The organism is Candidatus Thiosymbion oneisti, from assembly GCF_004359955.1.
Classification (GTDB): domain Bacteria; phylum Pseudomonadota; class Gammaproteobacteria; order Chromatiales; family Chromatiaceae; genus Thiosymbion; species Thiosymbion oneisti.
In genome coordinates, this window is the sequence record NZ_SMSC01000003.1 from 130,828 (window position 1) to 157,179 (window position 26,352).

Genomic DNA, 26,352 nt, shown 5'->3' on the forward strand with positions numbered 1-26,352 from the left:
TCGGGAGTTAGCGGGAAAAAGCGAGCCGGGTTCCACATCCAGGTCCGTGTCGAAGTGCCTGCAGGCAACCTCCCTCCTCAATCGGCACCCATCTGTTCCGCTAGCTTGGTCATCAGGTTACCTGCGATGTCGAGCCCGAACCAGGCATCCAACTCCCGGATGCAGGTCGGGCTGGTGATGTTGATCTCGGTCAGATAGTCGCCGATCACGTCGAGACCGGCAAACAGGATGCCGCGCCGGCGCAGCTCGGGTCCGATCTGGGAGGTGATCCAGCGGTCACGCTCGGTCAAGGATTGCCCGACGCCGGTCCCCCCAGCGGCGAGGTTACCCCTGGTCTCGCCGGGCTTGGGTATGCGGGCCAGGGCATAGGGCACCGGATCGCCGTCGATAAGCAGGATGCGCTTGTCGCCGTCCGCGATTTCAGGGATGAATTTCTGGGCCATGCAGAACCGATTGCCGTGATCGGTCAGGGTCTCGACAATCACATTGAAGTTCGGATCCGCGGCCGGTACCCGAAAGATGGAGCGGCCCCCCATACCGTCGAGGGGCTTGAGTATGACCTCCCCGTGCCGGGCGAGGAACTCCGCGATGTCCGCGTTGCGCCGCGTGACCAAGATCGGCGGATAACAGTGGGGAAATTGCAGGATGAAGAGCTTTTCGTTCGCGTCGCGCAGGCTGCGCGGATCGTTGACGACCCGGACGCCCCTGGCCTGGGCCCGTTCGAGCAGATAGGTCGCATAGATGTACTCCATGTCGAATGGCGGGTCCTTGCGCATCAGAATCACCGGCAGGGTATCCAGCGGACGTGTCTGCTCGCCGCAGAAGCGGTACCAGAGCGCCGCATCGTCCCAAACCTGGACCTCCCGCATCCGCGCCCAGGCGCGATCGTCGCGCAGAAACAGGTCGGACAGCTCCATGTACTGGATACGCCATTGCCTGCGACCCGCGGCCAACAGCATGGCGAAGGTGCTGTCCTTCGCAATCTTGATGGACCCCATGGGGTCCATGACGACACCGATCTCTCGCTGCATCTCCCTATCTTACCGCATCCCGGATTGTGCCGTCAGGACGCCCAGGCGCTTGGTCAGGGCTACCGAATAATAATTAGAGATGTGACCGAAATCGTTATACCGATGCTCCAATTCGTATAATCTATAAGCCTGTTGTATGTTTTTCTTAGGGTCTAGATAACTTTAGAGTGGGTTTTCTCTCAGCAGAATTAGTATTCTATCATAGAGATTTTCCGCTCGGTGATTAAATCTAAACTCACATTCCTTGAGGTGTAGATGAAATGTTTTTCTGGGAACACCATTGAACTTTGCGAGCCTTCGTTTAGCATACGACCAAAATGATTCGATGCCATTGATGTGGCAATTGCCGCGGGCAAATTCATGCTTACCATGATGCACGCGGAAATGCTTTTTGTAACCCATGTCTACTAGCCCAGTATAGCCTCTCCAGCCGTCCGAGTGGATGATGCTGTCGAGGGATACCTTGCCCCGGATCGCAGCCTGTAGCTGCTTTTTGGAGGCATCCGGGACGATTTCCGTGTAGACTTTTCCGTGCCGTTCCAAGATCCCGAAGACAATCGTTTTCCCCCCGGCCCCGCGACCTTTTTTGCCACGAACACGCCGGGCACCGAAATAGGATTCATCGACCTCAATCTCACCCGATAAAGGCGAGGATGCTTCACAAACCTGGGCGATTCTGATGCGTAATTTCATCAATAGCTGATTAATCGTCGGGCGGCTTACATCACTCAACTCCGCAATTTTTGAAGCCGGTAAATCGTGCGTAAAATAGCGTACAATTGCCCTGCATTTAGCCTCTGAAAGGTGTGAACGCCTAAAATACCTGTTTTTTCCTTTCATTACATAACCTTAGCATCAAGTTGCAGATGCTAAAGTTATCTAGACCCTTTCTTATTTTTCCGGATATTCAAAATCAACCACTATGGGCTGAGAGACTGCCTATAAAGGTAGTCTCTTACAGTCCCTGGCTGTGTGGGAACCCCGCTTGTAATCCTCAATCCAACGAGCTTAATCTCAAGGCTCCTTGTCCGTCGCCTAAAGGCGAGGGGTTTACAGATTCCCTATCGGGGACTCTAAACCACGCGAATCTGCGAGATCTGCGTTCGGTTCCACCCATCATTCTAACTTTCCCGCTCAGGTAGTTTCGACAAACGGAGTCGTAGAGGAGACCGGTTGCTGCGCCGCCTTCTGGTCGGCTGGGGGCGAACGCGCGTCAACCGTCTCCAGGCCGAGTGCCTCACCGATGGAATGACGACAGTACTCGGAGATGTGCCGACGCGAAAGCGCGCTGCCGTCCAGCGGCGGAAGCACCCGGATATGCACCTGCAAACCCGGATGGCGCGCTAACCGCATCAGGTGGGGCAGCAGGACATCATTACCGATGAAAGGGACGACCGGGTCCGGCGCAGGGTTGGAGCCGTAGCGCAGGGCGACCGGCTGGATCAATACTCCCTCGAGCTGGCCGGCAGCGAGCAATCGCGGATGAAAGCGGTGCAGCCGGGAACCGTCGGTAGTAGTGCCTTCGGGGAAGATCACCACGTGTCTACCCCTTTGCACACGTTCACCGATCTCGGGGATGAGAACGTCCGTTTGGTTAGCACCGCGGACAATGAAGAGAGTGCCGACTATCTCCGCCATCCAGCCGATCAGGGGCCAAGCCTTGATGTCCGACTTGGACAGAAAATCGATCCGCGCCTGGGAGCCCAGCACTGGAATGTCCAGCCAGGAGACATGATTTGCCACCAGCAGTGCGTTGGGAACGAGCTCGCCCGTCACCTGCATGTGCACGCCGAGCGCGCGACAAAGGCGCGCATGCCACCAACGCACCACCTCCGGGAGCCATACCGCCCGCAACCCGAAATGCCGCCCTAGGGCAACGCCCAAGATAATCGTCACGCCTGTAAGCAGGTGCTCGCTAACGCGCAGCAACCGCCACCAGGACTTAAGAGGCTGCCTAAAAACTAACACATTGATATTCGGCTGGCTCCCCACGCTCCAGCGTGGGAGCAGATCCCGACGCTCCAGCGTCGATTAAGCGCCTCGGTAGGCTAACCGCCAACGCCGATCAGCACAGAGGGGCTGAGTCCGCGGGAGCGGACAAGACGGCGTGAGCGCGAACCGCCAGGATGGTGATAGGCTGGCGGCAATCACACACTGTTTGTTGTGGCAATTGAGAAATTAACCCATAACCCATTGAAATAAATGGAAACTGAAGTGCCGCCAGCCGCCCCGGTGAGATATGTGGGTTGAGACTCGGCATGCTGTCAAGGCCGGTCGGCGCGTTCCATGAAATGGCGGGAATACGCAGGATCGAGGTCGTTCATATCGAGCAGCATCAACACGTCGGCGACCCCGAAATCCGCATCGCGGTAAGGCTCGCCACACGCCTTGGCACCCAAACGCACGTAAGCCTTGAGGAGCGGGGGAAGGGGGGCATCCAGCACATCGTTCGGTACGGGAGAGGCCCGTAAAGGTATCCGCGGGGTCACCCGGATCTCAGGGGCCGCCATGGCCTGATGGCGCAGGCGGTTCATGATTGCCACCGCTTGCATGTCCTGTTCCCCCAACGGCAGACTGGCGCAGCCGAACAGGTAATCGTACCCGTGCAGATTGACGAAGCTGGCCAGACCGGACCAGAGTACTGCGATCGCAGCGCCCTGGCGGTACTCGGAGGCGATACAGGTACGGCCTACCTCCAGCATCCGGCCCGGCAGTGCCCGAATGGCCCTCAGATCAAACTCGTTCTCCGAGTAGAAACGCCCGATAAGAGCCGCATTCCGATCGGTGAGGAGGCGGGCACAACCCACTACGCGGCCGGTTTCGGATTCGCGTACTAACAGGTGCCGGCAATAGGGGTCGAACTCATCGCTATCCAGGCCGGTCTCGCCACCTTTCAAGGTCACCCCCCATTCCTCGCCGAAGATCCGGTAGCGTAGGGCCTGGGCCTCCCGGACATCGTCCGCTCCGCGGGCAAGTTCCACGAACAGGCGGCTGCTATGCTTGATGGACGACACCGACGCGCTCAACCCCACTGCGTACCCTCGGAACAAACCAAATCATAGAGAGGATACTCGTGCCTTGTTTCGAACCTGGGTCCGATTCATGAGGAAAGGATGACAGGAGATTTGGATACGATTTTGCAACCAATCCTGTCTCGTGTCGAGGCTCGGCGCCCAATCAGCCGGTACCCATCTCCGGTTTATAGACCAGGTCATCGGTGTTCTTGAGCATGATCTCCTTGAACCCGACCCCGAGGAAACGCCGACCGGCATCGAAGCTCAGGACCAGGATCCCGATGAGCACCAGGCTGTAGGCGATACTCCAGACCTCCTCGCTACCCCCGAGGGTGGAGGCGGCCCATTCCGCAACCGTGATGTAGTCGGTAAGACCGTCCGCCAGCAGCAGCCCATCGATCTGCTCCCGGAACAGGGTGTAGGGTATATAGCCGATAAAGAATCCGGGCAGTGCCGCCAGGGCCGTCATGTACCCGAGTCCGAGGCGCGCGTAGGTGCGCACCTCGCAGCCGACCATGAATACGGCGCCCACGGCGAGCAGGGGGCCGCCCACGAGGTGGCCCCAATAGAGCCCCTGCTCCCCCGCCGCATTCGGGATACTACCTTTACCCAACAGCCAAGCACCCAGGATATAGAGGTTGAACAACACGATGGCGGCCATGAATCCCTGGAGCGGCAGCATGCTGCGGAACATGCGGAAGGTGCAGAGTGGAACCCCCTGGGCACGGGAGGTCTCCTGCTGCATGAAGACCGACTCGGGCGCCATCACGGAGCACTCGGTACCGAAGCCGCACTTGGCGATACCGATGCCGAGCAGGATTCCCGGCGCTGCCAGCCAGATCACTTCCGACCAGCCGATCTGACTCACCGCCCCCTGGATAGCATCCCCGAAAACGGCCAAGACCAGCGGCACCCCGAGAAAGACGATCAGTATCCCGTTCATGAGCCAGCGGGCCGGATCGCGCCACGGGCTGTAGTCCGGGTCGTAACAGGGATTATGGTGCTCGGGGTGGCAGTAGCAATGGGCCGCGATCTCCCTTGTCTCCTGGTGCCGGAAGTAGCCTCCCAAGCCGGTCCGGAGGGCGAATCGGAAGGCCAGGAACGCACAGGGGATCCCGCTCAGGAGCACGACCCAGGAGGCAATGCTCATGGCGGGGATACCGCCGACGAAGTGATGGGTGGTACATCCCGCGGCAAGCCGGGTGCCGAATGAGAACAGCAGACCGCCGATGAAGGCGAGCGCAAGCATCCTCTTGTCATAGCGTACCCAGCTGCGCATCTCCCCCTCACCGAGACCCACGAGCCGGGCCCCGAGCAAGGCGCCGATAATAGTCCAGTGGATTCCGGGCTCGTAAACCCGGCCGACCCAGTCCAGACCTAAGAGCTGCTCGCTCGCCGCATACATCTGGGCAAAGCCGGTGGTGACCACGATAAAGTCGTAATGGTCCGAGTGGATGTAGTAGAGGATTTCCGCGATCCCGACCAACACCCCACCCAACCAAAAAGGCCATTGTTGCCTGATCAATTTTGAAATCATCTGCTCATCTCGTTTGAAATCATCTGCTCATCTCGCGGGACTCGACACCTATAAGCTCGCCGGGCCGGTAAGTTCAAGCATTGGCCTTCTCGGCCGCCTGCTTGGCCCGCCGCGCTAGCCACACCTCCAGCCCCTGGGCATTGAGGGCGATGTCGACCTCGAGGACGGCGCGGATTCGGGACTCGTCCAGTGCGCAGCCCTGGCGCCGGGTGCGGCCAAGCAGCTGCTCCGCGACACCTGCTCGCAGCCGTTCGCTACGCCCTGCCTGCTCATTGCCTTCCTCCGCTAACGCCAGCTCGGTGAAGTCACGGATACTCCGGCGTAGCTCCTCTTCCAACGCTTGGGGGTCATCGAGGTGCCCATAGTGGGTCAGATAGACGGCCTTTGGGTTGTAGCCCATGAGTCTGTCCAGGCTTTTCTGCCAGGCATCAGGATCGAAGGCGACGGGGGTAGTGGGGGCAAACAGGAAGGGACCGTCGGGCGTGTGGAGCTCCGGGTAGGCGATGCCGAAGGTATCACCCGTAAACCAGCCGCGGGTGTGCTCGTCGAAGATACAGCCGTGGTGGTTGGCGTGCCCCGGGGTGTCGATAAAGGTCAGCGGACGCCCGTTGAGGTCGATCACCAGCGAGTCCTCCGCCACCATGACGCGCTCCGCGGGGATCGGCGTCAGGGTGTCGAAGTGCCGAGCGAACTCCTCCGCCCCATAAACGGCGGTAGCTCCGGCCACCAGCTTGGAGGGATCCAGCATGTGGTCCGCGCCCTTAGGATGGATCACCAGCCGGGCCTTGGGGCAGCGGGCCATGAGGTCACCGGCGCCGCCCGCATGATCCAGGTGCACATGGGTAGGGATGACATAATCGACGGCCTCCGGCGTGAGCCCGAGGGCGGAGACCAGGGCCAGCATGCGGGACACCGAGCGCGCGGTGCCGGTTTCCACGAACGCCAGGCGATCGCCCGCGCGGATCAGATAGCAGGCAGCCAGGCCAGGGCGGTACAAGCCGGTCTCGATGCAATAGATACCAGCGGCGACTTCTTCGTAGTGGGATTCGTTCATGGTTAAGATACCTGTAAGCGGGTCGGGTTTGTGTATGAAATCCTGGCCATCACCGCTGAGAATATGGTCCGGATTGCGATGTTGCGGATCACGGTTGCCAAGTGTGTATAAAGTTTAACCAGACAACTTCTGGAGGACCTGGTGATCCGCCTGGATCCGCTGCTGTCCGTTTCGCCTCCTGTTTTGTATGCCCGGCGCTGTTTCGGGCTGGCAGGCACCTGCCCATGCCCAGTGCGGCAGCACCCGCCGCAAGCTCCTGAAGATCGGTGCACAACGGCGTATCCGTGTGCGCCGAATCTGGAACTCGTTCTCGCAGAGCTACCCTGATGCTGACCGGTTTCGCCACATCCTGAACAACCTGCGTGCCCCACCGCTGGTGACAATCTTCGCACAGCATGGATACGCCGGAACCGGGCATATTTCATTGCTATGAGTCAGGAAATACGCCTTGCCCTGTTTTTCTGATCGTTTGTTCTATACTTGGTTTGATTTACGATTGTAACTGAGCAGGAGGAGGTTTCACTTCCATACTGAGAAGCTGTCTGGTTAAAAGCAATCCTGAATTGTTTGGCGCTGTTTGGGGGACTTGACATGTTGCGTTCGACGCCCAACGGCTCATTGGTCCACGGCCAGGTCAGTGCCAGCGTCTTAACGCAACCTACACCCATATGATCCCCCGCGCAGCCTGCACGCGCGGACCTCGCCTATAAGTGTAGGTTGCATGGCGTAACGCAACACGACGCTAGGCTCCGTTCTAACCAGACAGCTTCTGAGACGAAACATGTGAAGAGCCGTACGCATGGTTCGATGGGCACATGGGGGTCGCGGTCCCCTCTATCCGATCGATCTTGCGGTGCCACGTCGCTATCGGGGTCGCTATCGGGTACGAGTAATCGGCATCGGGGCCAGGAATCCACGGGTAGCGGCATATCTTCACCAGAACCGTAGGTTGATTTCTTGACGGGGTTGTTGGATTTCATCCGCCAGAGTGTTTGGCGAAGGAGTGTGAGCTTATGTTCCGGTTCTTAGTTCGATCCAGTCTAAGGCTGCGTTTCTTGTTCCTGGTGGCCGCCGTGGCCTTGATAACCATCGGTTTCGCAAAGCGAGGGGATTTGCCGACCGATCTGTTGCCTGAATTCTCACCACCGACCGTCCAGATCCAGACCGAGGCCCTGGGGCTGTCGGCCGCCGAGGTCGAGCAGCTGATCACGGTCCCACTAGAAGCGGACCTGCTCAACGGGGTCGCCTGGCTGGATAGGATTCGCTCCGAATCCATCCCATCCGTGTCATCCATCGAGCTGATCTTCCAGCCCGGTACCGACCTTATGGAAGCGCGGCAGATGGTGCAGGAGAAGCTGACCCAGGCCCACGGCCTGCCCAACGTCTCCAAGGCACCGGTGATGCTGCAGCCGGTCTCGTCCACCAGCCGCGTACTCAAGGTCGGGCTGCGCTCGGACGAGCTGTCGCTGATCGAGATGTCGGTGCTGGCCCGGTGGAACATCCGCCCCCGCCTGATGGGGGTGCCCGGCGTCGCGCATGTCTCGATCTGGGGCCAGCGCAAGCGTCAGCTTCAGGTCCACGTAGACCCGGATCGGATCAAGGAGGCGGACGTGGGCCTGCGTGATCTGGTCGCGACCACCGGTAACGCGCTCTGGGTCTCACCGCTGAGCTTTCTCGATGCGGCCTATCCGGGTACGGGCGGATTCATCGATACACCCAACCAACGCCTGGGGGTACGTCACGTCCTTCCCATCGTCTCGCCGGAGGGCCTGTCTGAAGTTACCATCGAAGGCAAGGATCTGCGCCTCGGAGATGTGGCCGAGGTGGTCGAGAGCCACCAGCCCTTGATCGGAGACGCCATCGTCGGTAACGACAGCGGTATCATGCTGGTCATCGAGAAGTTCCCCTGGGCCAACACCCTCGAGGTGACCCGTGAGGTGGAGAAGGCCCTCGATGACCTGCGACCCGGCTTGAAGGGTATCGAGATCGACACCGAGCTCTTCCGTCCCGCGAGCTTCATCGAAGATGCCGTCGATAACCTGAACACGGCAGTGACGATCGGCATCCTGCTGGCGGCGATCACGCTCTTGCTGTTCTTCCTCGACTGGCGGATGACCCTGATCGTGGTCATATCCACCGCGACTTCCCTCATGGTGGTCTGGTTTGTGCTGTTCATCACCGGCGCTAGGCTGGACATCCTGGTCTTGACAGGGATCATGACGGCGGCAGGCGTCATCGTGCACGACGCCGTCCTGGATACGCATGCCATCCGCCACCGCCTTGCCGGTGAGCGACCGGAGGGCAAGGGGGTCTGGACGGCCATCCTCGATGCGGCTTCCGAGATGCGGGGGACCATGGCCTCCGCCACCCTGGTCGTCTTGCTGCTGGTGCTGCCGTTCCTCTTCGTTTCCGGGGTCCTGGGCGCGTTCTTCCACTCGGTCGGTCTGTATTACGCGATCGCGGTCGTCGCCTCGCTGGCGGTTGCCTTGCTCTTGACCCCGGCGCTGTGCCTGCTGATCTTTCCCAAGGAACCCCGTGAGATCCGGCATTCCCCACTCTCGAAGGCACTGCAAGGATCAACCAAGAAGATCGCCGAGGGTTTTTCCGCCGCCTCCGGCAAGGTCTATGCCATTGCGGGTATTGCCTTGCTCGCGGTGGCGGTCGGTATCCCGTTCGTGCATTCGGATCAGCTGATACCCGAGTTTCGGGAACGCGACCTGTTGATCCAGTGGAACGCCAAGCCGGGTACCTCCCAGCCGGCCATGAGCCGCATTACCGGTGAGCTGGTGCGGGAGCTGGGCGAGATTCCGGGGGTCGACAACGTCGGCGCCCATGTCGGCCGTGCGGTGACCTCCGACCTGATCGTCGGGATCAACGCCTCCCAGGTCTGGGCCAATGTGGATCCGGAGGCAGACTACAACGCCACACTGGCGGCAGTGGAGTCGGTCATCGAGGGCTATCCGGGGCTCGATGTGGACCTGACCACCTATTCGGAGGAACGCATCGCCGCGGTCCGGGCCGAGGAGGACGACACGCTCGTGGTCCGGGTCTATGGGCAGGACACCGATGTCTTGGCGCGGGAGGCCCAGAAGGTCAAGGATGTGCTCGGTAACATCGAGGGCATCGCCGAGCTCGAGATCAAGGGCGCCCCGATCGAGCCGACAGTGGAGATCCAGGTAGACCTGGAGCGCGCGCAGGAATACGGCATCAAGCCGGGTGATGTGCGACGGGCCGCCGCGACCCTGCTCTCGGGCCTGGAGGTGGGGAGCCTGTTCGAAGAAAAGAAGGTCTTCGACGTCGTGGTCTGGGGTACGCCGGACACCCGTTCCAGCCTGTCCGACATCGAGAATCTCTTGATCGAAACCCCGACCGGGCAATACATCCGGCTCAAGCAGGTCGCGGATGTGGGTGTCAAGCCTCATCCGACCGTGATCCGTCGCGAGGGCGTAGCGCGCTATGTGGATGTGGAGGCCGACATCTTCGGGCGCGGGATCGCCGAGGTGGCAAACGAGATCCAGGCCCGTCTCGAGGCCTATTCCTTCCCCCTGGAGTACCACGCGGAGGTCCTGGGCGACTACCGGTTCTTCGCCGCCGGGAAGCAGCAGGTCCTGGCCGCGGTCCTCACCGCGCTGATCGGTATCTTCCTGGTGATCCAAGCGGCCTTACGCAGCTGGCGGTTGGCCGCAGTCCTGGTGCTGAGTCTGCCGGTCTCGGTGCTCGGCGGGATCCTGGTGGTGCTGCTCACCGGTGCCGAGTTCTCACTCGGCTCGCTCCTGGGCCTGCTGTTGGTCACGGCCTTGGCCGCGCGGCTCGCCATCAAGTTGTACCTGCATTTCGAGCGGCTGGAGCGGCGTGAGGGTGTGGCATTCGGCGCGGAGCTGGTGGCGCGCGGCACTTTTGAAAATGCTATCCCCGCCGTCGCCACCATCCTGGTCACCGCCGCCGCCTTGCTGCCGTTCGCCTTGCTGCACGCCAGTGCCGGCATGGAGATTGCCGGACCCTTGGCCGGCGCTGCACTCGGCGGATTGGTAACCACCCTGGGGATGATCCTGTTCGTACTACCCTTGCTGTATCTCGGCTTTGGATCCGAGGCCAGGTCCGAAGAGGATTTCGAGAACCTGCTGGAGGCCGTTCCCGATGAAAAGTGATCCGTTGCAGGCAAGGCATATGGGCGCGACCGGCGGGGACCTGCGTGGTCCCCGGGTCGCGGACGGGCAAGCAATGGGCAACTTCGGAACCGAACAGGAGAGTACAAGATGAAAATGCAGCGCTTCAATCGATGGATGACGATGGCAGCAATTCCGGCAACCGCCCTGTTGCTCGCCGGGTGTGGGGACTCGTCCCACGATGCGGAACACCACAAGATCCACCCGGCAACCGTGGAGCCCAGCGGGGATTCGGGCATTAGCCGGATCACCTTGACCGACCGGGCGGCGGAGCGTCTGGGCATTCAGCTGGCCGAGGTGACCCGGCAGGGTGACCGGCTCGTCGCCCCCTACGGCGCGCTGCTCTATGACGCCGGGGGCGGCGAGTGGGTCTACGCCAGCCCCCAGCCCATGGTCTTTAAACGGGCCAGGGTCGAGGTCGACCGCATCGAGGGCGATCAGCTCTACCTGCACACGGGTCCCGAGCCCGGCACCCAGGTCGTGATCGTCGGCGCGCCCGAGCTGTTCGGGGCCGAGTTCGAGATCGGGCATTAGTATGGAAGATTTAGCCGCAAATGAACGCAAAAAACGCAAATTCGGAATCGATTCAATTTGCGTCCATTTGCGTTTATTTGCGGCTAAAAAATGTCAACAGCCCCTGGATCCATCCACGGAGGACTGAGCCATGATGCGCTGGCTGGTTGGGACCAGTCTGAGGTTCCGGTTTATCGTCATCGCCATCGCGGCCGCGATGGTGTTCTTCGGTGTCGGGCGCCTGCGCCAGATGCCGGTCGATGTCTTCCCTGAGTTCGCACCGCCGATGGTGGAGATTCAGACCCCCTGTCTGGGTCTGACCCCCGAGGAGGTGGAGGACCTGGTGACCGTCCCGCTGGAAGAGGCACTGGCCGGCGTGGACGGGCTGGACGTGATGCGCTCCAGGTCCGTGCCCCAGCTGTCGGCGGTCAAGCTGATCTTCAAGCCCGGCACCGACCTGCTGCATGCCCGCCAGGTGGTGCAGGAACGGGTGGATATGGTCACGCCCTCGATCCCGGCCTGGGCCAGTCCGCCGGTCATGGTGCCGCCCTTGTCGGCCACCAGCCGCACCATGAAGATCGGCCTCTCTTCACAGGAGCACTCGGTCATCGACCTGTCGATGATCGCCTACTGGAAGATCCGCCAGAAGCTCCTGGATGTGGAGGGGGTGGCGAACGTCGCCATCTGGGGTGAGCGCCTGCAGATGCTCCAGGTCCAGGTGGACCCGGCGCGTCTCAAAGAGAACGGCGTCACCCTGAACCAGGTCATGAAGACCACGGCGGACGCGCTGGACTCCGGCCTGCTGCCCTGGTCCGATGGAGCCGTGGTAGGCACCGGCGGCTTCATCGATACCCCGAATCAGCGCCTCCACATCCGCCACATCTTGCCGATTCTGAGCCCGGAGGACCTGGCGGAGTTGCCCATCAAGGATACCGGCGGCGAGGTGCTGCGCCTGGGTGACGTGGCGGAGGTCCTGGAAGACCACCAGCCGATGATCGGCGACGGGATCATCAACGACGAGGTGGGGCTGCTGCTGATCGTCGAGAAGTTCCCCTGGGCCAACACCCTCGACGTCAGCCTGGGGGTCGAGGAGGCCCTGGCCAAGATCAAACCGGGGCTGCCCGGCATCGAGATCGATCACGAGATCTTCCGCCCGGCGACCTTCATCGAGCTGTCCATCGAGAACCTGACCACGGCGCTTCTGATCGGCTGTGTCCTGGTGATCCTGATCCTTGGCGCCTTCCTGTGGGAGTGGCGGGTGGCCCTTATCAGCATCGTCGCCATTCCGCTGTCGCTGATCGCGGCCGGTATCGTGCTCTATTGGCAGGGGGCGACCATCAACACCATGGTCCTGGCCGGCTTCGTCATCGCCCTGGGGGCGGTGGTCGACGATGCCATCATCGGCATCGAGAACATCATGCGGCGTCTACGCCGACACCGCGCGACCGGCAGTGCCTACTCGGCAGGCAGGATTATCCTCGACGCCACCATCGAGGTGCGGAGCGCGATCGTCTACGCCACCCTGATCGAGGTCGCCGCCTTGATCCCGGTGTTCTTTATGGAGGGGCTCTCCGGGGCCTTCTTCAAGCCCCTGGCCTGGGCCTATGTGCTGGCCATCTTCGCCTCCATGGTGGTGGCGCTGACGGTGACCCCGGCGCTGGGTTTCATCCTGCTCAGAAAGGCGCCCCTGGAGCGGCGTGAGTCGCCGCTCATCAAGCCCTTGCAGGCCGGCTACGGTCGGGTGATGTCCGGACTCCTCAAGACCCCGGTCATCGCCTATTCCACCCTGGGCGTCATGTTCCTCGCCGGGATCCTGATCGTACCCCAGCTCGGTCAGTCCCTGTTGCCGTCCTTCAAGGAGCGGGACTTTCTGATGCACTGGCTGACTAAGCCCGGCACTTCCTGGCCGGAGATGAACCGGATCACCATCCAATCCAGCAAGGAGTTGCGCGCGATCCCAGGGGTTCGCAACTTCGGCGCCCACATCGGTCAGGCCCTCATCATGGACGAGGTGGTCGGCATCTACTTCGGCGAGAACTGGGTCAGCGTCGATCCCGCCGTGGACTATGACGAGACGGTAGCTAAGATCCAGGAAGTCGTCGACGGCTATCCGGGGCTCTACCGCGACGTGCTCACTTACCTCAAGGAGCGCATTCGGGAAGTGCTGACCGGGGCCCACGAGGCGATTACCGTGCGCATCTTCGGCCATGACCTGCATGTGCTGCGTGAACAGGCCGAGGCGGTGGAAGCGGCCCTGAAAGGCACCCCCGGACTCAAAGAGCTACACGTCTCGCTACAGACCGAGCAACCCCAGATCGACGTGGAAGTGGATCTGGAGCGGGCCCGGCAGTACGGGCTCAAGCCGGGTGATGTCCGCCGGGCGGCGGGAGTCATCGTCGCCGGTCTGGAAGTGGGTGACATCTTCCGCGGCGGCAAGGCCTACGACGTGCAAGTATGGGGCGTTCCCGAGGTGCGCAACAGTGTGACCGACATCGAGAACCTGCTGCTCGATACCCCGAGCGGCGAGCAGGTACGCCTGGCCGACGTGGCGCGGGTCGAAATCAAGCCGACGCCGAACGTGGTCAAGCGTGAGAATATGCAACGGCGCATCGATGTGGGCGGCAATGTGGAGGAAGGCGTCGCCTTGAGCACCGTCGCCAAGGAGGTCGCACGGCGCCTGGCAACCGTCGAGTTCCCGACCGGTTATTATCCGGTACTGCTCGGGGAATACGCGGAGCGCCAGGCCGCGGAGGCCCGTCTGCGGGTATTTACCCTGTTGGCCGCCGCGATCATTCTCCTGCTCCTGCACACCTCGTTCAAGCGTTGGACGCTGGCACTGATGGCCTTTCTGGCCTTTCCCACCGCCTTGGTCGGCGGCATCATCGCCGCCTACCTGGGCGGCGGCATCGTCTCCCTCGGCTCCCTGGTCGGGTTCCTGACGGTGCTCGGTATCGCCGCCCGCAACGGCATCATGATGATCAGCCACTTCCAGCACCTGGAACGGCATGAGGGTGAGACCTTCGGGATCGACCTCATCATGCGCGGTGCCCGGGAACGGTTGGCACCGATCCTGATGACGGCACTGACCACCGGCCTGGCCCTGTTGCCCCTGGTGATCGCCGGGGACATCGCCGGGCACGAGATCGAGTACCCGATGGCCCTGGTCATCCTCGGCGGGCTGGTCACCTCGACCCTGCTCAACCTGTTCGTGATCCCCGCCCTCTACCTGCGCTTCGGCAAAGGCTCCGCCCGGGCCCTGGAGCGCATCGGGGGAGAACCGGCACCGGTCGCCGGCTGATCGGAGTGCGGCGAAGCAGAGTAGCATGTGGTGAGCCGTGGGCAAGGACGCCCGCGGCGAACCGCATCGATGGATGGTAACGTGCCCGACATTCTTGTCATCCCGAGCGAAACGAGGGATCTTATTGGGCACGCCCGCCATCTCTGATAGGCTTTGGTCTCTCTCTGTATGAAGGTGTTCAAATGGCGATGCCTATCCAGTATGCACAAACCTTGATCGAGAAGATCCAGTCACTTCCGTCAGATCGAGTCGCTGAGGTGGAGGATTTCGTCGATTTCCTGAAAGAACGGGCAAAAAACCGGAAGCTAACCAGCGGTAAGGAATCCCTGGATTTTCCGGTGGACGATCTAGGTCCCTGGCCGGATGGGATGAGCCTGCGCCGAGAGGACCTGTACGGCGATGACGGACGCTGATCCGCTTTTTATAGACACCAATATCCTGATCTACGCCAACGTGGTGACAGCACCGCTACATGATGCGGCGATCAAAGCGTTATGTGATGCATATCAGGCTAAACGGCCTTTATGGATCAGTCGCCAAGTGTTGCGGGAGTTCATCGCCGCGCGCACCCGACCGCAAACCTTTGCCCAGCCGTCACCACCGGATGTCATGACCGAACGGGTACGCTATCTGGAGGAACGCTTTCAGATAGCGGACGATACCGCCGCTGTCACTGAGCAGCTCGTCAAGTTGATAGGGGATTTCAAGATCGGTGGTAAACAGATTCATGACGCCAACATCGTGGCCACCATGCAGGCATACGTTATCCCCTGTCTGTTGACCCACAACAGCAAGGATTTTGAGCGGTTTAGAGAAGTAATCAGAATTGAGGAGATCGCTTCTTGACGGTCTCCCCGGCTCATTTCCGGGTGCGACTCGGAGAAATAACGCGTCACCCTAGCTCATAGGATGTGGTGAGGTAAGCGGGCAGGGACGCCCGCGGCGAACCGCATCGACCGCGTTAATAGATGGGGTGGGTTGGGCAAAGGCGCGCACTGCCGAGCCGGTGATCGAGCCGACGGCCTATATCGCGCCGTGCCCAACAGGGGCTTTGCCCATCCTACAGGCTTGGCAAGGGAACAAAGTCGGTGGGTTGGGCAAAGCCCGCGTAGAGTGGGAAAGGCCAGGGATGGCTGCATCCCACCGAAAGGCTCTCCGCGGCGCGGAGCTTCCGCATACGTAAATCCGTGACCGGGGATGGAGATCGACGTATTCCCAAATCTTGGCTTTGAGTTCGGCAATCAAGTCGTCTTCATACTCGAAAGACAGGAGTGCTATGCTGTCGCCGCATTCTCTCGCATGGTACGTGTCGAGGAAAGTGTACATTCCCTCATAGTCGCCTCGCACCTCCAGATCATAGGAAATCCAGATTGGAGTCTTCATTGGACGTTCACCTTGTAGAGGGATGTGGTTTCACGGGCATAATAAAGTAAGAAGCTGTCTGGTTAAATTTCATACACACTTGGCAACCGTGATCCGCAGCATCGCAATCCGGACCATATTCTCAGCGGTGGTGCTCAGGATTTCATAATCCTTGGCCAATCACCGGTAATGACCAAGCCCGCGTAGGATGGGCAAAGCAAGCGTCCATCAAACCGATCTCGAGGTTTCGGTCATTCCGCGGCGGTTTTCGCACCGCGGCTGTTCGTCAGGATGCACCAAGCGAAGCGTGCCCATCAATCCATCTGACACCTGACAGCCATGAGTAAACCAAAATTACCGCAGGTCTTAACACGCGAAGACTTTGACAGCGACGAGGAATTCGCGCTCTACCAATCGAATGAGGCGGGAGAATGGGTCTCTACCCGAGACCAGGAGCTACAGCGGCAAGAGTGGAAGAGATCGGCGCTACGGACGATGAATGGGGCTCGATCGCGCGGCTCCCGTGCGATGCCGCAACGGAATCCTTTGTAGGTATCGAGATGAAATCGCAGCTCCCTGCCGCAGCAGTCGCCGCATGCGCGCTTGTCGTGGTCGGCGACGTTCAGGCCGACGACCAATTCGACAAGACCAAGCTCTATCTGGAGCGGAACGTCACCGATGGCGATGCCGAGGTCGTCATCGAGGCCAAAGGTGATGATGAGGGACTGTCGGCCCTGACCCTCGTAGCGCCGGACGGCCGCACGCTAGTCGATTTCCAGGTCCCCGAAGGCAAGCTTGGCATCCGATCGGTCAAGCTGGAGTCCCCGGAGCCGGAGGACGATGGCCGGGTGCAGGCCGACTTTCCGGCGGGCGCCTACGGCTTCACCGGTATCACCATGGACGGAGACCGGATAAGCGGCAGCGGTACCTTGAGCCACCGGTTGCCGCCGCCGGTATCCTTCCTCCTCCCGAAGGATGGACAGGAGGATATTCCGGCAGCCGGGTTGAAGGTGCAGTGGAAACCGCTCAAGGGCATCGAGAAGTACGTCTTGAGCCTGGAGGACGCAGCGACCGACCTGGCGATTGAAGCCGAACTCCCCGGCAATGCGTCCTCGTTTGAGATCCCGAACGGCTGGATGAAGCCGGATACGGACTACAAGCTGGCCGTCGGATCGGTCGCACCGGACGGCAATCGCTCATTCGTCGAGATCGAGTTCGAAACCGCTCAGACGCAATAGAGGGTCAATTCCGCGGCTGAAGAGCAGCGGTTGCCTGCCACGGCTCGACGCAGCTCGGGAGCGTCATGGCCCAGTCCGGTAGCATCTTTCACCTGTTCCACTCCGCCGGTGTCGGCGGTATCGAGATCCACCTGCTGCAATTGGCCGCGGCCCAGCATGAGCAGGGTTGGACGCCCAGGATACTGACCCAGCCCCGGGGTTGGCTTGCGGAACAGGCCCTCGACGCAGGGTTCGAGGTATTGCCCCTGCCCATGCGAGGGTTCTTCGATCCGCTATCGGCCTTACGCCTCGGCAGACTGATACGCCGCCATCGGCCCGACCTGTTGCATGCCCACGCCATGCGCGCCAGCCACTATGCGCGCCTTGCCAGGCGTTGGAGCCAAGCGCCGGCCCTGGTGATGACCGCACATTCGACCAACTCCTGGAAGCACTTCGACCGTGCTGCCCCGATCATCTGCGTGAGCCGGGCGGTGGAGCGGGCGCTGCGCGCGCGTGGCCTGTCCAACCTGCACCTGATCTACCACGGCATCCCCGAAATCCCGCCCCAGCCGGCCAAATCGGTGGAAGAATCACCGCTCTTCCGCAGGCTTGCCGAGCGCAAATGTACCCAGGACCGCCTGGTACTGCTCCAAGTCGGCCGTTTCATCCGCGACAAGGGACAGGACTGGCTGCTGGAAGAGCTCGCGGATCTGCCGCGGGAGCTAGCCGAGCGGGTATTGGTGCTGTTCGCCGGTGATTGGCAGGGAACCGACTATGGACGCGCCTGCCGGCATAGACTCGCCTCCAGCCCGCGTCTGAGGGAGACAGCGGTCTTACTCGGGCAAACGTCCTTGGAGGCATTGAGCACCTGGTACCGGCTGGCTGACGTGCTGGTCCTGCCCTCACGGCGGGAGGCCTTATCCTTGAGCCTGTTAGAGGCCGCACGCGCAGGGCTTCCGGCATTGGCCAGCGCGGTCGGCGGTATCCCCGAGCTGGTACGCGATGCCGAGAATGGGTATCTATTTCCCTGCGAAGACAGTGCGGCCTTCAGAGCCCAGCTGCAGCACTTGCTTGATCCCGCTCAGCGCCACGCCCTCGGGACCGCGGCCAGGACCCGCTTCCTGGAGCATTTCACCGCGGAGCGCATGGCCAGCCAGACCCTGGCGCTCTATCACCGGGTCCTCGACGGTGATGCCCGACGAAGGCAAAAGATACAGTGAACCCGCGTAGGGCGGATAAGCTTGCGCCATCCACCGAATGCCAGCCACCTCTTTTTCATCCGCAGATTACGCAGATTTCCGCAGATGAAGAAAAGGTGGTGGGTAAGGTTCAAGTGGAAACGTCCAGCAATCGATAGTCGTTCCGCATTTCTACCACTTGAAAATCTACCACTACCGGTGTGGTTCGTTCCTCACCGCACCCGACGGAACTTCCTCAACCTACAGATCCCTGTAGCGGTTGAACCGGAAAGTTCGCCGCGGCAGCTTTTTTCAGCAGCGTACGGTTGTCAGTAGCAAGCGGTACGCGATTGGTCTCGGCGAGTGCGAGGTAGAGGCAATCGTAGACCGGGTGATCGAGTGAGCGGGCTATACTCGATGCCCTCCCTACCAAAGGACGCGCGTCGCTGAGCACAAGAATCCGGGTCAGCATTCCGAGCATATCATCGATCTGCTGCGGGTCGATGGCATTCCGGCGCCATTGTTTCCAGAGTGCGTTGGCGACCTCGATGAGCAACCAGTCGGGGGCGAGCAGATCGCCATCGTTTCTCAAGAGTGCAATGGCCGCTTCGTGACCCGTCTCCGGTACAAACCACTTCAGGGCGACGCTGGCGTCTACAACTAGACTCAACGGTCGCGGTCCTCGCGGATGAGTGAGGTGCTGTCACCGGTCCAGCGGCCCTTGAGTGCTTGCGCCAGCGCCTCGGCCTTTGCCGTCAGCTCGGCGCGTGACGGGAGTGCGGCTAGGGTGAGGATTTGGCGCAGCTCGCCCTCAAGAGACCGATGGTTTCTCCTCGCGCGTTGTTTGAGGCAGTGCAATACACCGTCGTCGAGATTACGAATAGCGACTTGTCCCATTTGATTTGACCTCTGTTATCAGGATGACTCTAAAATGATAGCATGAATGCGATCATCAATGCCGGAAGGCCTCCACCGGCTCCAACCGTGCGGCCCGTAGCGCCGGATAGGTCCCTGACAAGAGGCCGATTGCGCTGCCTACGACGGGTGCCAGGAAGGGTACAGAGGGGTCCAGTACCGGTGTCCAGACCTGGTAGGCCGAGACGGCGATGACGACCAGGACGCCCAGGCTGGCGCCGATAATGCCGCCGACGGCGCCCATGGAGGCGCTCTCGAGCAGAAATTGGAGCGCGATATGGCTGCGGGTGGCACCGATCGCTCGGCGCAGGCCGATCTCGGGGGTGCGCTCCATGACCCCCACCAGCGTGATGTTGGCGATGCCGATGGCGCCGACGATGAGGGACAGGCCGCCGAGCAGCAGGAACATGACATCCAGGTCCGTCTGCACCTCGTCGCGGACGCGCTTCGGCTCCTGGGGTACCTCTACCTTGAGGACCCGCGGGTTGTCCGGACGCAGCGCCAAAGGTGCCTGTTCCGCAATCAGATAGGCGGCGCCGATCCTGGTTTCGACCACTAGCGTACCGGGCCCGGCCAACGCGAAGTATTTGCGGGCCGTCCCCTCGGGAATGATGACGGACCCGAGCAGCTCCGGCTTGCGCACCAGATCGCGCAATATGCCGATGATCAGATAGCGGTGATCGCCGAGGGAGATCGCCGGCAGCTGATTGAGCCCCTTGATCCCGAGTCGGCGTGCGGCATCCGGTCCCAGGACGGCGACCCGCTCGGCGCTGCCCGAATGCCCGCGATCGAACAGCCGTCCGCTTTGGAGCTCGGCGCGGACGGCGGAGAACAAGCTGGGTGATGCGGCGTGAATGGCCATCTTCACGGCGGTCGGATGCAGCGGGTCCTTGACCGGCGAGGCGCTCACCAGCCTATCTCCCACCTCGACCTGACTTAGGTTACCCACGCGCTCGACGCCGTTGAGCCGCAATAACCGCGAGGGCGCATCCCAGGGGATCGCCCTGGGATCGACGATTCCTGTCGTGCGTCCCGGCCGGGCGCTGATGAAGAGCTCGGTGGCGGCGAGCGCGTCGAACTGGCTGATGATGCGATTGCCCGCGGTCCTGGTCAGCCCGATAGTCGCCACCAGCGCCGTGAGCCCGATCACGACCCCCAGGACCGTCAACAGCATGCGTCCGGGTCTGGCCAACATGCCGGCCACCGCCTCCGTGAGCATGTCCCGGACGGTAATGCCGGAGCGCGAAGCCGCCCGCCCGCCCCCGCTGCCGAAGGCTTCGGAGGGAGGCGGCCCGGTTTCCCCGGGTGTGAGGTCCGTCAGGCGCCCGTCGACGATATGCACCCGCCGCGGGGCCCGGTCGGCAACCTCTGGGTCGTGGGTAACGATCACCAGCGTCAGACCCTCTCGGTTCAGCTGCTCGAACAGATCCATGATCGCAGCGGAGTTCTTCGAGTCCAGATTGCCCGTGGGCTCGTCGCAGAGTAGCAGGCTCGGTGAGCCGACGATGGCGCGGGCGATGGCTACCCGCTGACGTTCGCCGCCGGAGAGCCGGGTCGGCATATACTCCAGGCGGTGCCCGAGCCCCACTCGCTGCAGGGCGGTGATGGCCCGTTCGCGCCGTCCGGCTTGGGGCCGGTTGCGGTAGACCTCCGCCAACATGACGTTTTCGAGCACGCTGCGATAGGCCAGGAGGTGAAACGACTGGAAGACGAACCCGATCCGCCGGCTGCGCACGCCCGCCCGTTCCCGGTCCGTCAAGGTCGTGGTGTCGATACCGTCGATGTGGTAGGTGCCCGCCGTCGGCCGGTCCAGACAACCGAGGATATTGAGCAGCGTCGACTTACCGGAGCCTGAGGGCCCGGTAATCGCCACCCAATCGCCCTGATCGATGCCCAGGTGGATATCCGTGAGGGCATGGATGGGAGGCTCGGTGCCGTACCGGCGTCCGATGCCGGCCAGATCGAGTACACGGCGCGAGCGATCGGTCTCCGATCGGGTCATGGTGGAAGGCTGGCACCCGGATTCCCGACGCCGACTACGACCAATTCGCCGGGGTTCAAGGCTCCGGCGATCGGGGTGACCGCGACGAAGCCGTCCGCCGACATCCCCGGTTTCACCACCACATATTCCAGTGCGCCGCCGCGTTCGACCTGGATGCGCGAGGTACCGTCCGCGGACAGGGACAGGGCGCTGGAGGGCACGGCGATGACCTCGCCTGCGGTCGATTCGATGGGGATGGTCAAGCGCAGGGAGAAGCCCTCCAGCTTCATGGTCGTTTCTTCGACGGCGACCTCGAAGTAAAAGTGGAAGCCATCGACCCCGCGGGTCCCCGGCCTATCGGCCACGAATTTGACCAAGCCGGTGGCCGTGACGCCCAGCGCCTGCTCGTCGATCCGGACCTGCATGCCGGGTCGGACCAAAGGCGCGGTCTCCAGCGGCAGCGACGCGTCGATCGAGAGCCGGTTGTCGGTTACGGACATGAGGGTACCGGTCGCCGCATCGCCGACGGCCGCCTGAATCGCTTCGACCCGCACCGGGAGCGCGGGCAGAAACACGAGCTCGTCGACCGGTACCTGGATGCCGAGCTTACTGCGGGCCTGCTCTAGCTTGGCACTCAGGCGGGAGACCCGCCTGGCCGCCAGGTTGGCCTCGAATTCTGCGATCTTGCGCGCATCCAGGGCCGCTCGAATCGCCCGTTTGCCGTCGAGGGCGGCAGACTTGACGGCCGCCTCGGCGGACTTGATCGCGGCATCGGCGGAACCTACCCCCAGGGTCCCGGAGCTGGATTCACGCTGCGCCCGGCGAATCGCCAGCTCGCCCTCCACCCGGGCCTGCTCGAGGGCGGCCTGGGCCAGCTTGAGATTGGCCTCCGCGGCCTCGCGGGCCGTCTTCGGCTGGCGTGGGTCCAGCACGACCCGCGCCCGCTCGGCGACCTTTGCGGCCACATCGGCCTTGGCGACCTCCAGAGCGGCCTTCGCCTGGGCCTTTGCCGCTTCTATGCTCAGGGCCCGGTCCTTGGTCGAGGCAGCGGCGAGCCCCCGCCGGTCCGCGCGGCGGGCCGCCAGCGCTGCCGCCGCGGCGCTGTTGTTGGCTTCTGCGCTGGCACGGGCGGCCTTTACCTCCAAGCCGGCCGCGGAGAGGGCCGCCGCGGCCGCGAGCTCGGCCTTGCGTGCATCCTCCCACGCCTGCTCGATCGAGCGCATGGCAGCGGTTTGTTCTCGGGTGGCACCGAACGGCTCCCAGCCCCGAGACTCGTACCAGCGGGCCACGGCAGTGCTGGTCCGTTGGTCATAGGCCCCGTCCGCCGGACCTGGGTCGAAGCCCAAACGCGTCAGCGCCTCCTCCAGCTGGCGGACATCTTCCCCCGCGCTACCGGGAACCAGGTCACGATAGGCCGGTAGCTTGCCCTGCAGAATGATAACGGGGCGGCCCGAGGCCGTGAGCAGGACGGCGCCTTCCTCCAGCTGGGCGTTGCGCACCGGCAGGGTGGAGATCAGGCTGGGACCGGCCTTGAGATTGGAAGGTGCAATGGAGACGGGTTGCGGCAGCCCGAACCTGGCCGTGCCTCGGGTCACGAGCTCAGTGCTCAGTACGCGCTTCTCGATGGGAACCAAGATCGGCGACGGCTTGGGGGGAGCGGTGCGGGCGGCGGCATCTGCCGGAGATTCGATCTTGGATCCGGCGATCCAGCCCACCGCCGCGGCCATGGCGACCACCACCACCGCACCGGCCAAAACCGCAACTCGTTTCCCTGCCATACTCTGAATGGCCCTTTATGAATTCCGGTCGATGCGGTTTGCCGCGGGCGTCCCTGCCCGCCGGCTCACCACATCCTACACCCCCGGCACGACCGTAGGGTGGGCTGTGCCCACCGGCGGGCTTCCAGTCACCAGCTACCAGCCGCCAGCCTCGCTCATCGATGTGGTTCGCTGCCTGCTTGTGCATCTGGAGCACAGGCGTCTCGCCTGCAAGGTGAGTGGTAATCGATACGGCCCGTTTCACTCACCGCATCCCTTGTCATCTCCGCCTCGGGACGTTCAGGACACAGCGTCGGCTTGACCTGCTCCCATTCTTCGTCCGTGAACGGACGTGCGTCGAGATCCGACACCGCGGCCTCCGTGATGGCCGCATCCTCCTCCGGGGTTGGGATAAGGGTATTTGGTTTAAGCCTGGGCATAGTGGTTGATCTCTCGCCTGTTGGCTTTTCGCAAGCTGATAATCCGTCGGCGTCCACCTCTATCCACGAAGGCAGCGAAGTAAAGCCGCTTGCCGATATACCCGAGTGCACACCCACGCGGCTCGCCATAGTCACAACGCACGTCGTCCCAGACTACCGCCGTGTCCCACTCGAAGTCCTCTGCCTGCACCAACGATACCCCGTGCTTTTGAAGATTGCTCGCATCCTTGCGGGTATCGTACTCGATCTTCATATAATTACGGATGGCTCTTTATGGATTCCGGACTGCTTTAGAGTGCGCCGGCAAAGCGGCGCAACCGAATCAAACCTCAGCGACGGGGGATACCAGCAGCGCTTGCCAAGAACCTGGGCATCGGGCTCCACACGCGCCGCGGCGACGGCGCTTTCCCCTAGCCGCAAGGCCTTTGCCGGGGATGGATGCGTCGCCAAATCCAAAGCGGCGGCAGGATTGTGCCACTTGGCTGCCCCCCCGCTTATGCCTGGCGCTGTAGGTTCCGGTAAGCATCGGGGTAAAGTTGCCGCCGCACTCCAAAACGTTCGGTGGTACCCTTCCATGATCGTTGGCAGTCCGGAATCCATAAAAGAGCCATCCGCGAGAATCCGTGTACTCTGCGGATAATGGACTCCGTATGGGCTACTTGACCTTGCGTGCAAAGAGCTCCTTCTCAATCGCTGCTTCGACGGGGTCGAAGAGCTCCTCCGCCAAGTGGAAGTTCATGGCCGCGGCGCGGCGTTCCTCAGCCTGGAGCTTCTTGAATGCCTTGATCTGCTCGGGCGTCATGTCCTCCACCCGCAGGGTACCATTTTTGGTCAACGCAGCGAGACGCTCGCGGATATCCGGCTCCACCTCATCCGGGTGGTTGTAGTCCAGACCCATGGTACGCATCTGTGCGGCGTACTTACGCAGGGCCTCCTTCATGCGTGGGTCCTTGTTGATAAGGGCGTCCTTGGGGTTGTAATAGCTCGCCTGCAGCTGGTCCTCGGTGAAGACTTGGCCGATTGCTTCGCGGGTGCATCCGCCTGTGCGCGAGAAGTTCTCGGCCTCGATGGCGACCGCGAAGCTCTCGCCGGGATTCTCTCCGAACAGGGCGCGGTTATAGGCGACCTGATCGGCCGCAGAGAGGTTCTTGAAAATCCCCACGTTGCGCTCGCCGAGACCGATCTTTGCGGGGCTGTAACCCGCGGAGAGCTGCGGCGCTTGCCCCGTGTAGAAGGTCGAGACGCCGAAGCCGTAGCGGTCGATGAAGTCTTCTTCGCTCATCCCGGGCAGGGTCTTGTCCGCGGACATCCCCTTGCGTACCGTATTGTAATCGGCGGCCACATACTCGAATCCTTGGCCGCGCATGCACTTGGTGATCAGGGCCTCGACCTGGTCGATGGCCTGGACGAGCTCCCGCGGGGTCAGCCCGAACTCCTCGGTCCCCGGCTTGGGTGCTGGGTCTGTGGCCTGAACAGCGAAGGCGAACGGCAGGCCAACGAGGATGGATAAAATGGTTGGGGTGGTTTTTTTCATGACTCGATCTCTCTGAAATTGAGCCGGCGGACCTGGCTGTCAGTCAATCAATGGCGCGACCATCCATGGCCGCAGCTCACGGCGCCTCGAAGTCAAAGCCGCGTCGCGCATCTCCTCAGTTATCCGTACCGACGATCTCGCCCGTCTCGATGTCGACGAAGACATCCCATTCTACGCCGTCTTTCGCGCCGATGATCTCGACGGCGTAGACATTGTGGTCGCCCTTGCGCTCGATCTTCACCGAGTTGACCTCACCCGGGATCTTCTTCAGCGCGATCTCCGAGGCCTGGAATCCGTCGATCTTGGCGACCGGCGCATCGATCTTCTGCACAGGATTCTTATGGAATTTGCCGAATTCCGTGACCTTTTTGCCGGGAAGTCCGTCGGATTCGACCAGCTCGCCGTCGGAGGTGTCCTTGATGATTCCCACGCCCTTGCACCACCACTTATCGGTGATGTCGTCAGGGTCGGTGATATTGAACTCGCGTACCTTCACGCAGTCCTTGAAGGTACCGGCCGGGACCGTCATGGTCAGTCCCTCTTCCCGGTTCTCGGAGTAGCCGTGGGCCTCCAGCTCGTGGGCCTCGTAGAGATACTTGTCTCCAATCTTGAACTCGGCGGGCATCAGCAGGCCGGGCTCGGCGATGCCGTTGCCGTCGGGCTCACCGACGCGCCAGGTGCCGGCAAAGATCTTGCGGCCCGCGTGATCGACCTCCCAGCTCAGCTCGCCGAATGCATACACGGCGTTGGTAGTCTTGTCGATGGCAAACCAGTTGAGCGCCTGCTGAGTCCAGACGCCGTCGAAGAACTCCTCCTCCTGGACGACGGCCGCTTCGAACTTGCCGAATCCGGGGACATCGAACGGCTCGGTCTCGTCGAGAACGATGACCTCTTTCCTGTAATAGCCGTTCTTACTGTCGGGATACTCCATGACGAACTTGAAGCCTGGCTTGAGTGGGAAATAGAGTGGATTGTGGCCTCTCGGGGACAGGTTTTCGGCCTTCACCCCCCATTCCTTGAGGCCGGTGACCCCGCTTAGATCGGGTTTCTCCGCGCCTTTGGCGGCAGGGCTACCCGCCATCGCGACCGCCGTACCCCCTAAGAATCCGAGCGCGGCAAATGCCAGGGCACAGGACCGAAAAGTAGGAGCGGTAAAGGGTGTCTTATTCTCGGGAATCGTTATTGCAGAACGCATGCTCATTCTCCATGCAATGCAAGAATTTAGGACCCCGACCCTCATTCCGGTCGGGGGTTACATACCGTCTCGGCATCCTGCCTTCCGCACAAATTCATTCGCCTCCGCGAAGAACTGAATCACGGCGACACAGGTAGACGTCGTCCGACTACGTCAAGTC

Annotated in this window: 22 protein-coding genes; 8 read left to right on the forward strand and 14 right to left on the reverse strand. The window is 61.9% G+C overall.

What is annotated here, in order from left to right:
* Positions 1-77 precede the first annotated feature (77 nt).
* The 6 genes from gshB to E1958_RS02565 all read right to left on the reverse strand — a co-directional run bounded on the left by gshB (position 78) and on the right by E1958_RS02565 (position 6,636).
* The gene (gshB, locus tag E1958_RS02540; RefSeq protein ID WP_133510461.1) at positions 78-1,031 is read right to left on the reverse strand and encodes a glutathione synthase; all 954 of its coding nucleotides are present in this window, start codon (positions 1,029-1,031) and stop codon (positions 78-80) included.
* Positions 1,032-1,193: 162 nt separating this feature from the next.
* Entirely contained in the window at positions 1,194-1,871 is a 678-nt protein-coding gene (locus tag E1958_RS02545) for an IS1595 family transposase (RefSeq protein ID WP_133510462.1), read from the reverse strand.
* Positions 1,872-2,165: 294 nt separating this feature from the next.
* Positions 2,166-2,927 (reverse strand): lysophospholipid acyltransferase family protein, encoded by a 762-nt coding sequence (locus E1958_RS02550; RefSeq protein WP_243725222.1) that lies wholly within the window; start codon positions 2,925-2,927, stop codon positions 2,166-2,168.
* Positions 2,928-3,295: 368 nt separating this feature from the next.
* The gene (locus E1958_RS02555) at positions 3,296-4,045 is read right to left on the reverse strand and encodes a GNAT family N-acetyltransferase (protein ID WP_424945063.1); all 750 of its coding nucleotides are present in this window, start codon (positions 4,043-4,045) and stop codon (positions 3,296-3,298) included.
* A 163-nt stretch (positions 4,046-4,208) separates the two neighbouring features.
* Entirely contained in the window at positions 4,209-5,582 is a 1,374-nt protein-coding gene (locus E1958_RS02560) for a YeeE/YedE thiosulfate transporter family protein (RefSeq protein ID WP_133510465.1), read from the reverse strand.
* 73 nt (positions 5,583-5,655) lie between these two features.
* On the reverse strand, positions 5,656-6,636 hold the full coding sequence (locus E1958_RS02565) for an MBL fold metallo-hydrolase (RefSeq protein WP_133510466.1): 981 nt from the start codon (positions 6,634-6,636) through the stop codon (positions 5,656-5,658).
* A gap of 1,013 nt (positions 6,637-7,649) precedes the next feature.
* On the opposite strand from E1958_RS02565, the gene E1958_RS02575 reads away from it, so the two are divergent.
* From E1958_RS02575 to E1958_RS02605, 8 genes are all read left to right on the forward strand, one after another.
* Positions 7,650-10,784, forward strand: coding sequence for an efflux RND transporter permease subunit (locus E1958_RS02575; protein ID WP_133510468.1), 3,135 nt, complete (start codon positions 7,650-7,652; stop codon positions 10,782-10,784).
* Positions 10,774-10,896 carry a hypothetical protein gene (locus E1958_RS21595; protein WP_279381366.1) on the forward strand — a complete coding sequence of 41 codons (123 nt, stop codon included), beginning with the start codon at positions 10,774-10,776 and terminating at the stop codon, positions 10,894-10,896. The genes E1958_RS02575 and E1958_RS21595 overlap by 11 nt, the downstream gene beginning before the upstream one ends.
* A complete protein-coding gene (locus tag E1958_RS02580) occupies positions 10,893-11,336 on the forward strand; it encodes an efflux RND transporter periplasmic adaptor subunit (RefSeq protein WP_089729813.1) in 444 nt (147 codons plus the stop codon). The genes E1958_RS21595 and E1958_RS02580 overlap by 4 nt, the downstream gene beginning before the upstream one ends.
* Before the next feature lie 130 nt (positions 11,337-11,466).
* The gene (locus E1958_RS02585; protein ID WP_133510469.1) at positions 11,467-14,613 is read left to right on the forward strand and encodes an efflux RND transporter permease subunit; all 3,147 of its coding nucleotides are present in this window, start codon (positions 11,467-11,469) and stop codon (positions 14,611-14,613) included.
* A gap of 182 nt (positions 14,614-14,795) precedes the next feature.
* Positions 14,796-15,026, forward strand: a complete 231-nt coding sequence (locus tag E1958_RS02590) for a DUF2281 domain-containing protein (protein ID WP_207787570.1) — start codon at positions 14,796-14,798, stop codon at positions 15,024-15,026.
* On the forward strand, positions 15,013-15,459 hold the full coding sequence (locus tag E1958_RS02595; RefSeq protein WP_133510470.1) for a type II toxin-antitoxin system VapC family toxin: 447 nt from the start codon (positions 15,013-15,015) through the stop codon (positions 15,457-15,459). Before E1958_RS02590 ends, E1958_RS02595 begins: the two co-directional genes overlap by 14 nt.
* Before the next feature lie 986 nt (positions 15,460-16,445).
* Entirely contained in the window at positions 16,446-17,213 is a 768-nt protein-coding gene (locus tag E1958_RS02600; RefSeq protein WP_133510471.1) for a hypothetical protein, read from the forward strand.
* A 65-nt stretch (positions 17,214-17,278) separates the two neighbouring features.
* A complete protein-coding gene (locus E1958_RS02605) occupies positions 17,279-18,412 on the forward strand; it encodes a glycosyltransferase family 4 protein (protein WP_133510472.1) in 1,134 nt (377 codons plus the stop codon).
* Between the two features lie 214 nt (positions 18,413-18,626).
* Here E1958_RS02605 and E1958_RS02610 read toward each other — a convergent pair whose 3' ends face one another.
* From E1958_RS02610 to E1958_RS02645, 8 genes are all read right to left on the reverse strand, one after another.
* Positions 18,627-19,040: a type II toxin-antitoxin system VapC family toxin gene (locus E1958_RS02610; RefSeq protein WP_133510473.1), complete on the reverse strand. Its 414-nt coding sequence runs from the start codon at positions 19,038-19,040 to the stop codon at positions 18,627-18,629.
* The gene (locus tag E1958_RS02615; RefSeq protein WP_133510474.1) at positions 19,037-19,267 is read right to left on the reverse strand and encodes a FitA-like ribbon-helix-helix domain-containing protein; all 231 of its coding nucleotides are present in this window, start codon (positions 19,265-19,267) and stop codon (positions 19,037-19,039) included. Before E1958_RS02615 ends, E1958_RS02610 begins: the two co-directional genes overlap by 4 nt.
* 55 nt (positions 19,268-19,322) lie before the next feature.
* A complete protein-coding gene (locus E1958_RS02620; RefSeq protein WP_133510475.1) occupies positions 19,323-21,287 on the reverse strand; it encodes an ABC transporter ATP-binding protein/permease in 1,965 nt (654 codons plus the stop codon).
* Entirely contained in the window at positions 21,284-23,044 is a 1,761-nt protein-coding gene (locus tag E1958_RS02625; protein WP_133510476.1) for a peptidoglycan-binding protein, read from the reverse strand. Before E1958_RS02625 ends, E1958_RS02620 begins: the two co-directional genes overlap by 4 nt.
* 155 nt (positions 23,045-23,199) lie before the next feature.
* On the reverse strand, positions 23,200-23,463 hold the full coding sequence (locus E1958_RS02630) for a hypothetical protein (protein ID WP_133510477.1): 264 nt from the start codon (positions 23,461-23,463) through the stop codon (positions 23,200-23,202).
* Positions 23,450-23,716, reverse strand: a complete 267-nt coding sequence (locus E1958_RS02635; protein ID WP_133510478.1) for a BrnT family toxin — start codon at positions 23,714-23,716, stop codon at positions 23,450-23,452. The genes E1958_RS02630 and E1958_RS02635 overlap by 14 nt, the downstream gene beginning before the upstream one ends.
* A 402-nt stretch (positions 23,717-24,118) precedes the next feature.
* A complete protein-coding gene (locus E1958_RS02640) occupies positions 24,119-24,997 on the reverse strand; it encodes a hypothetical protein (RefSeq protein ID WP_133510479.1) in 879 nt (292 codons plus the stop codon).
* A 115-nt stretch (positions 24,998-25,112) separates the two neighbouring features.
* Positions 25,113-26,192: a PepSY domain-containing protein gene (locus E1958_RS02645; RefSeq protein ID WP_133510480.1), complete on the reverse strand. Its 1,080-nt coding sequence runs from the start codon at positions 26,190-26,192 to the stop codon at positions 25,113-25,115.
* Positions 26,193-26,352 lie beyond the last annotated feature (160 nt).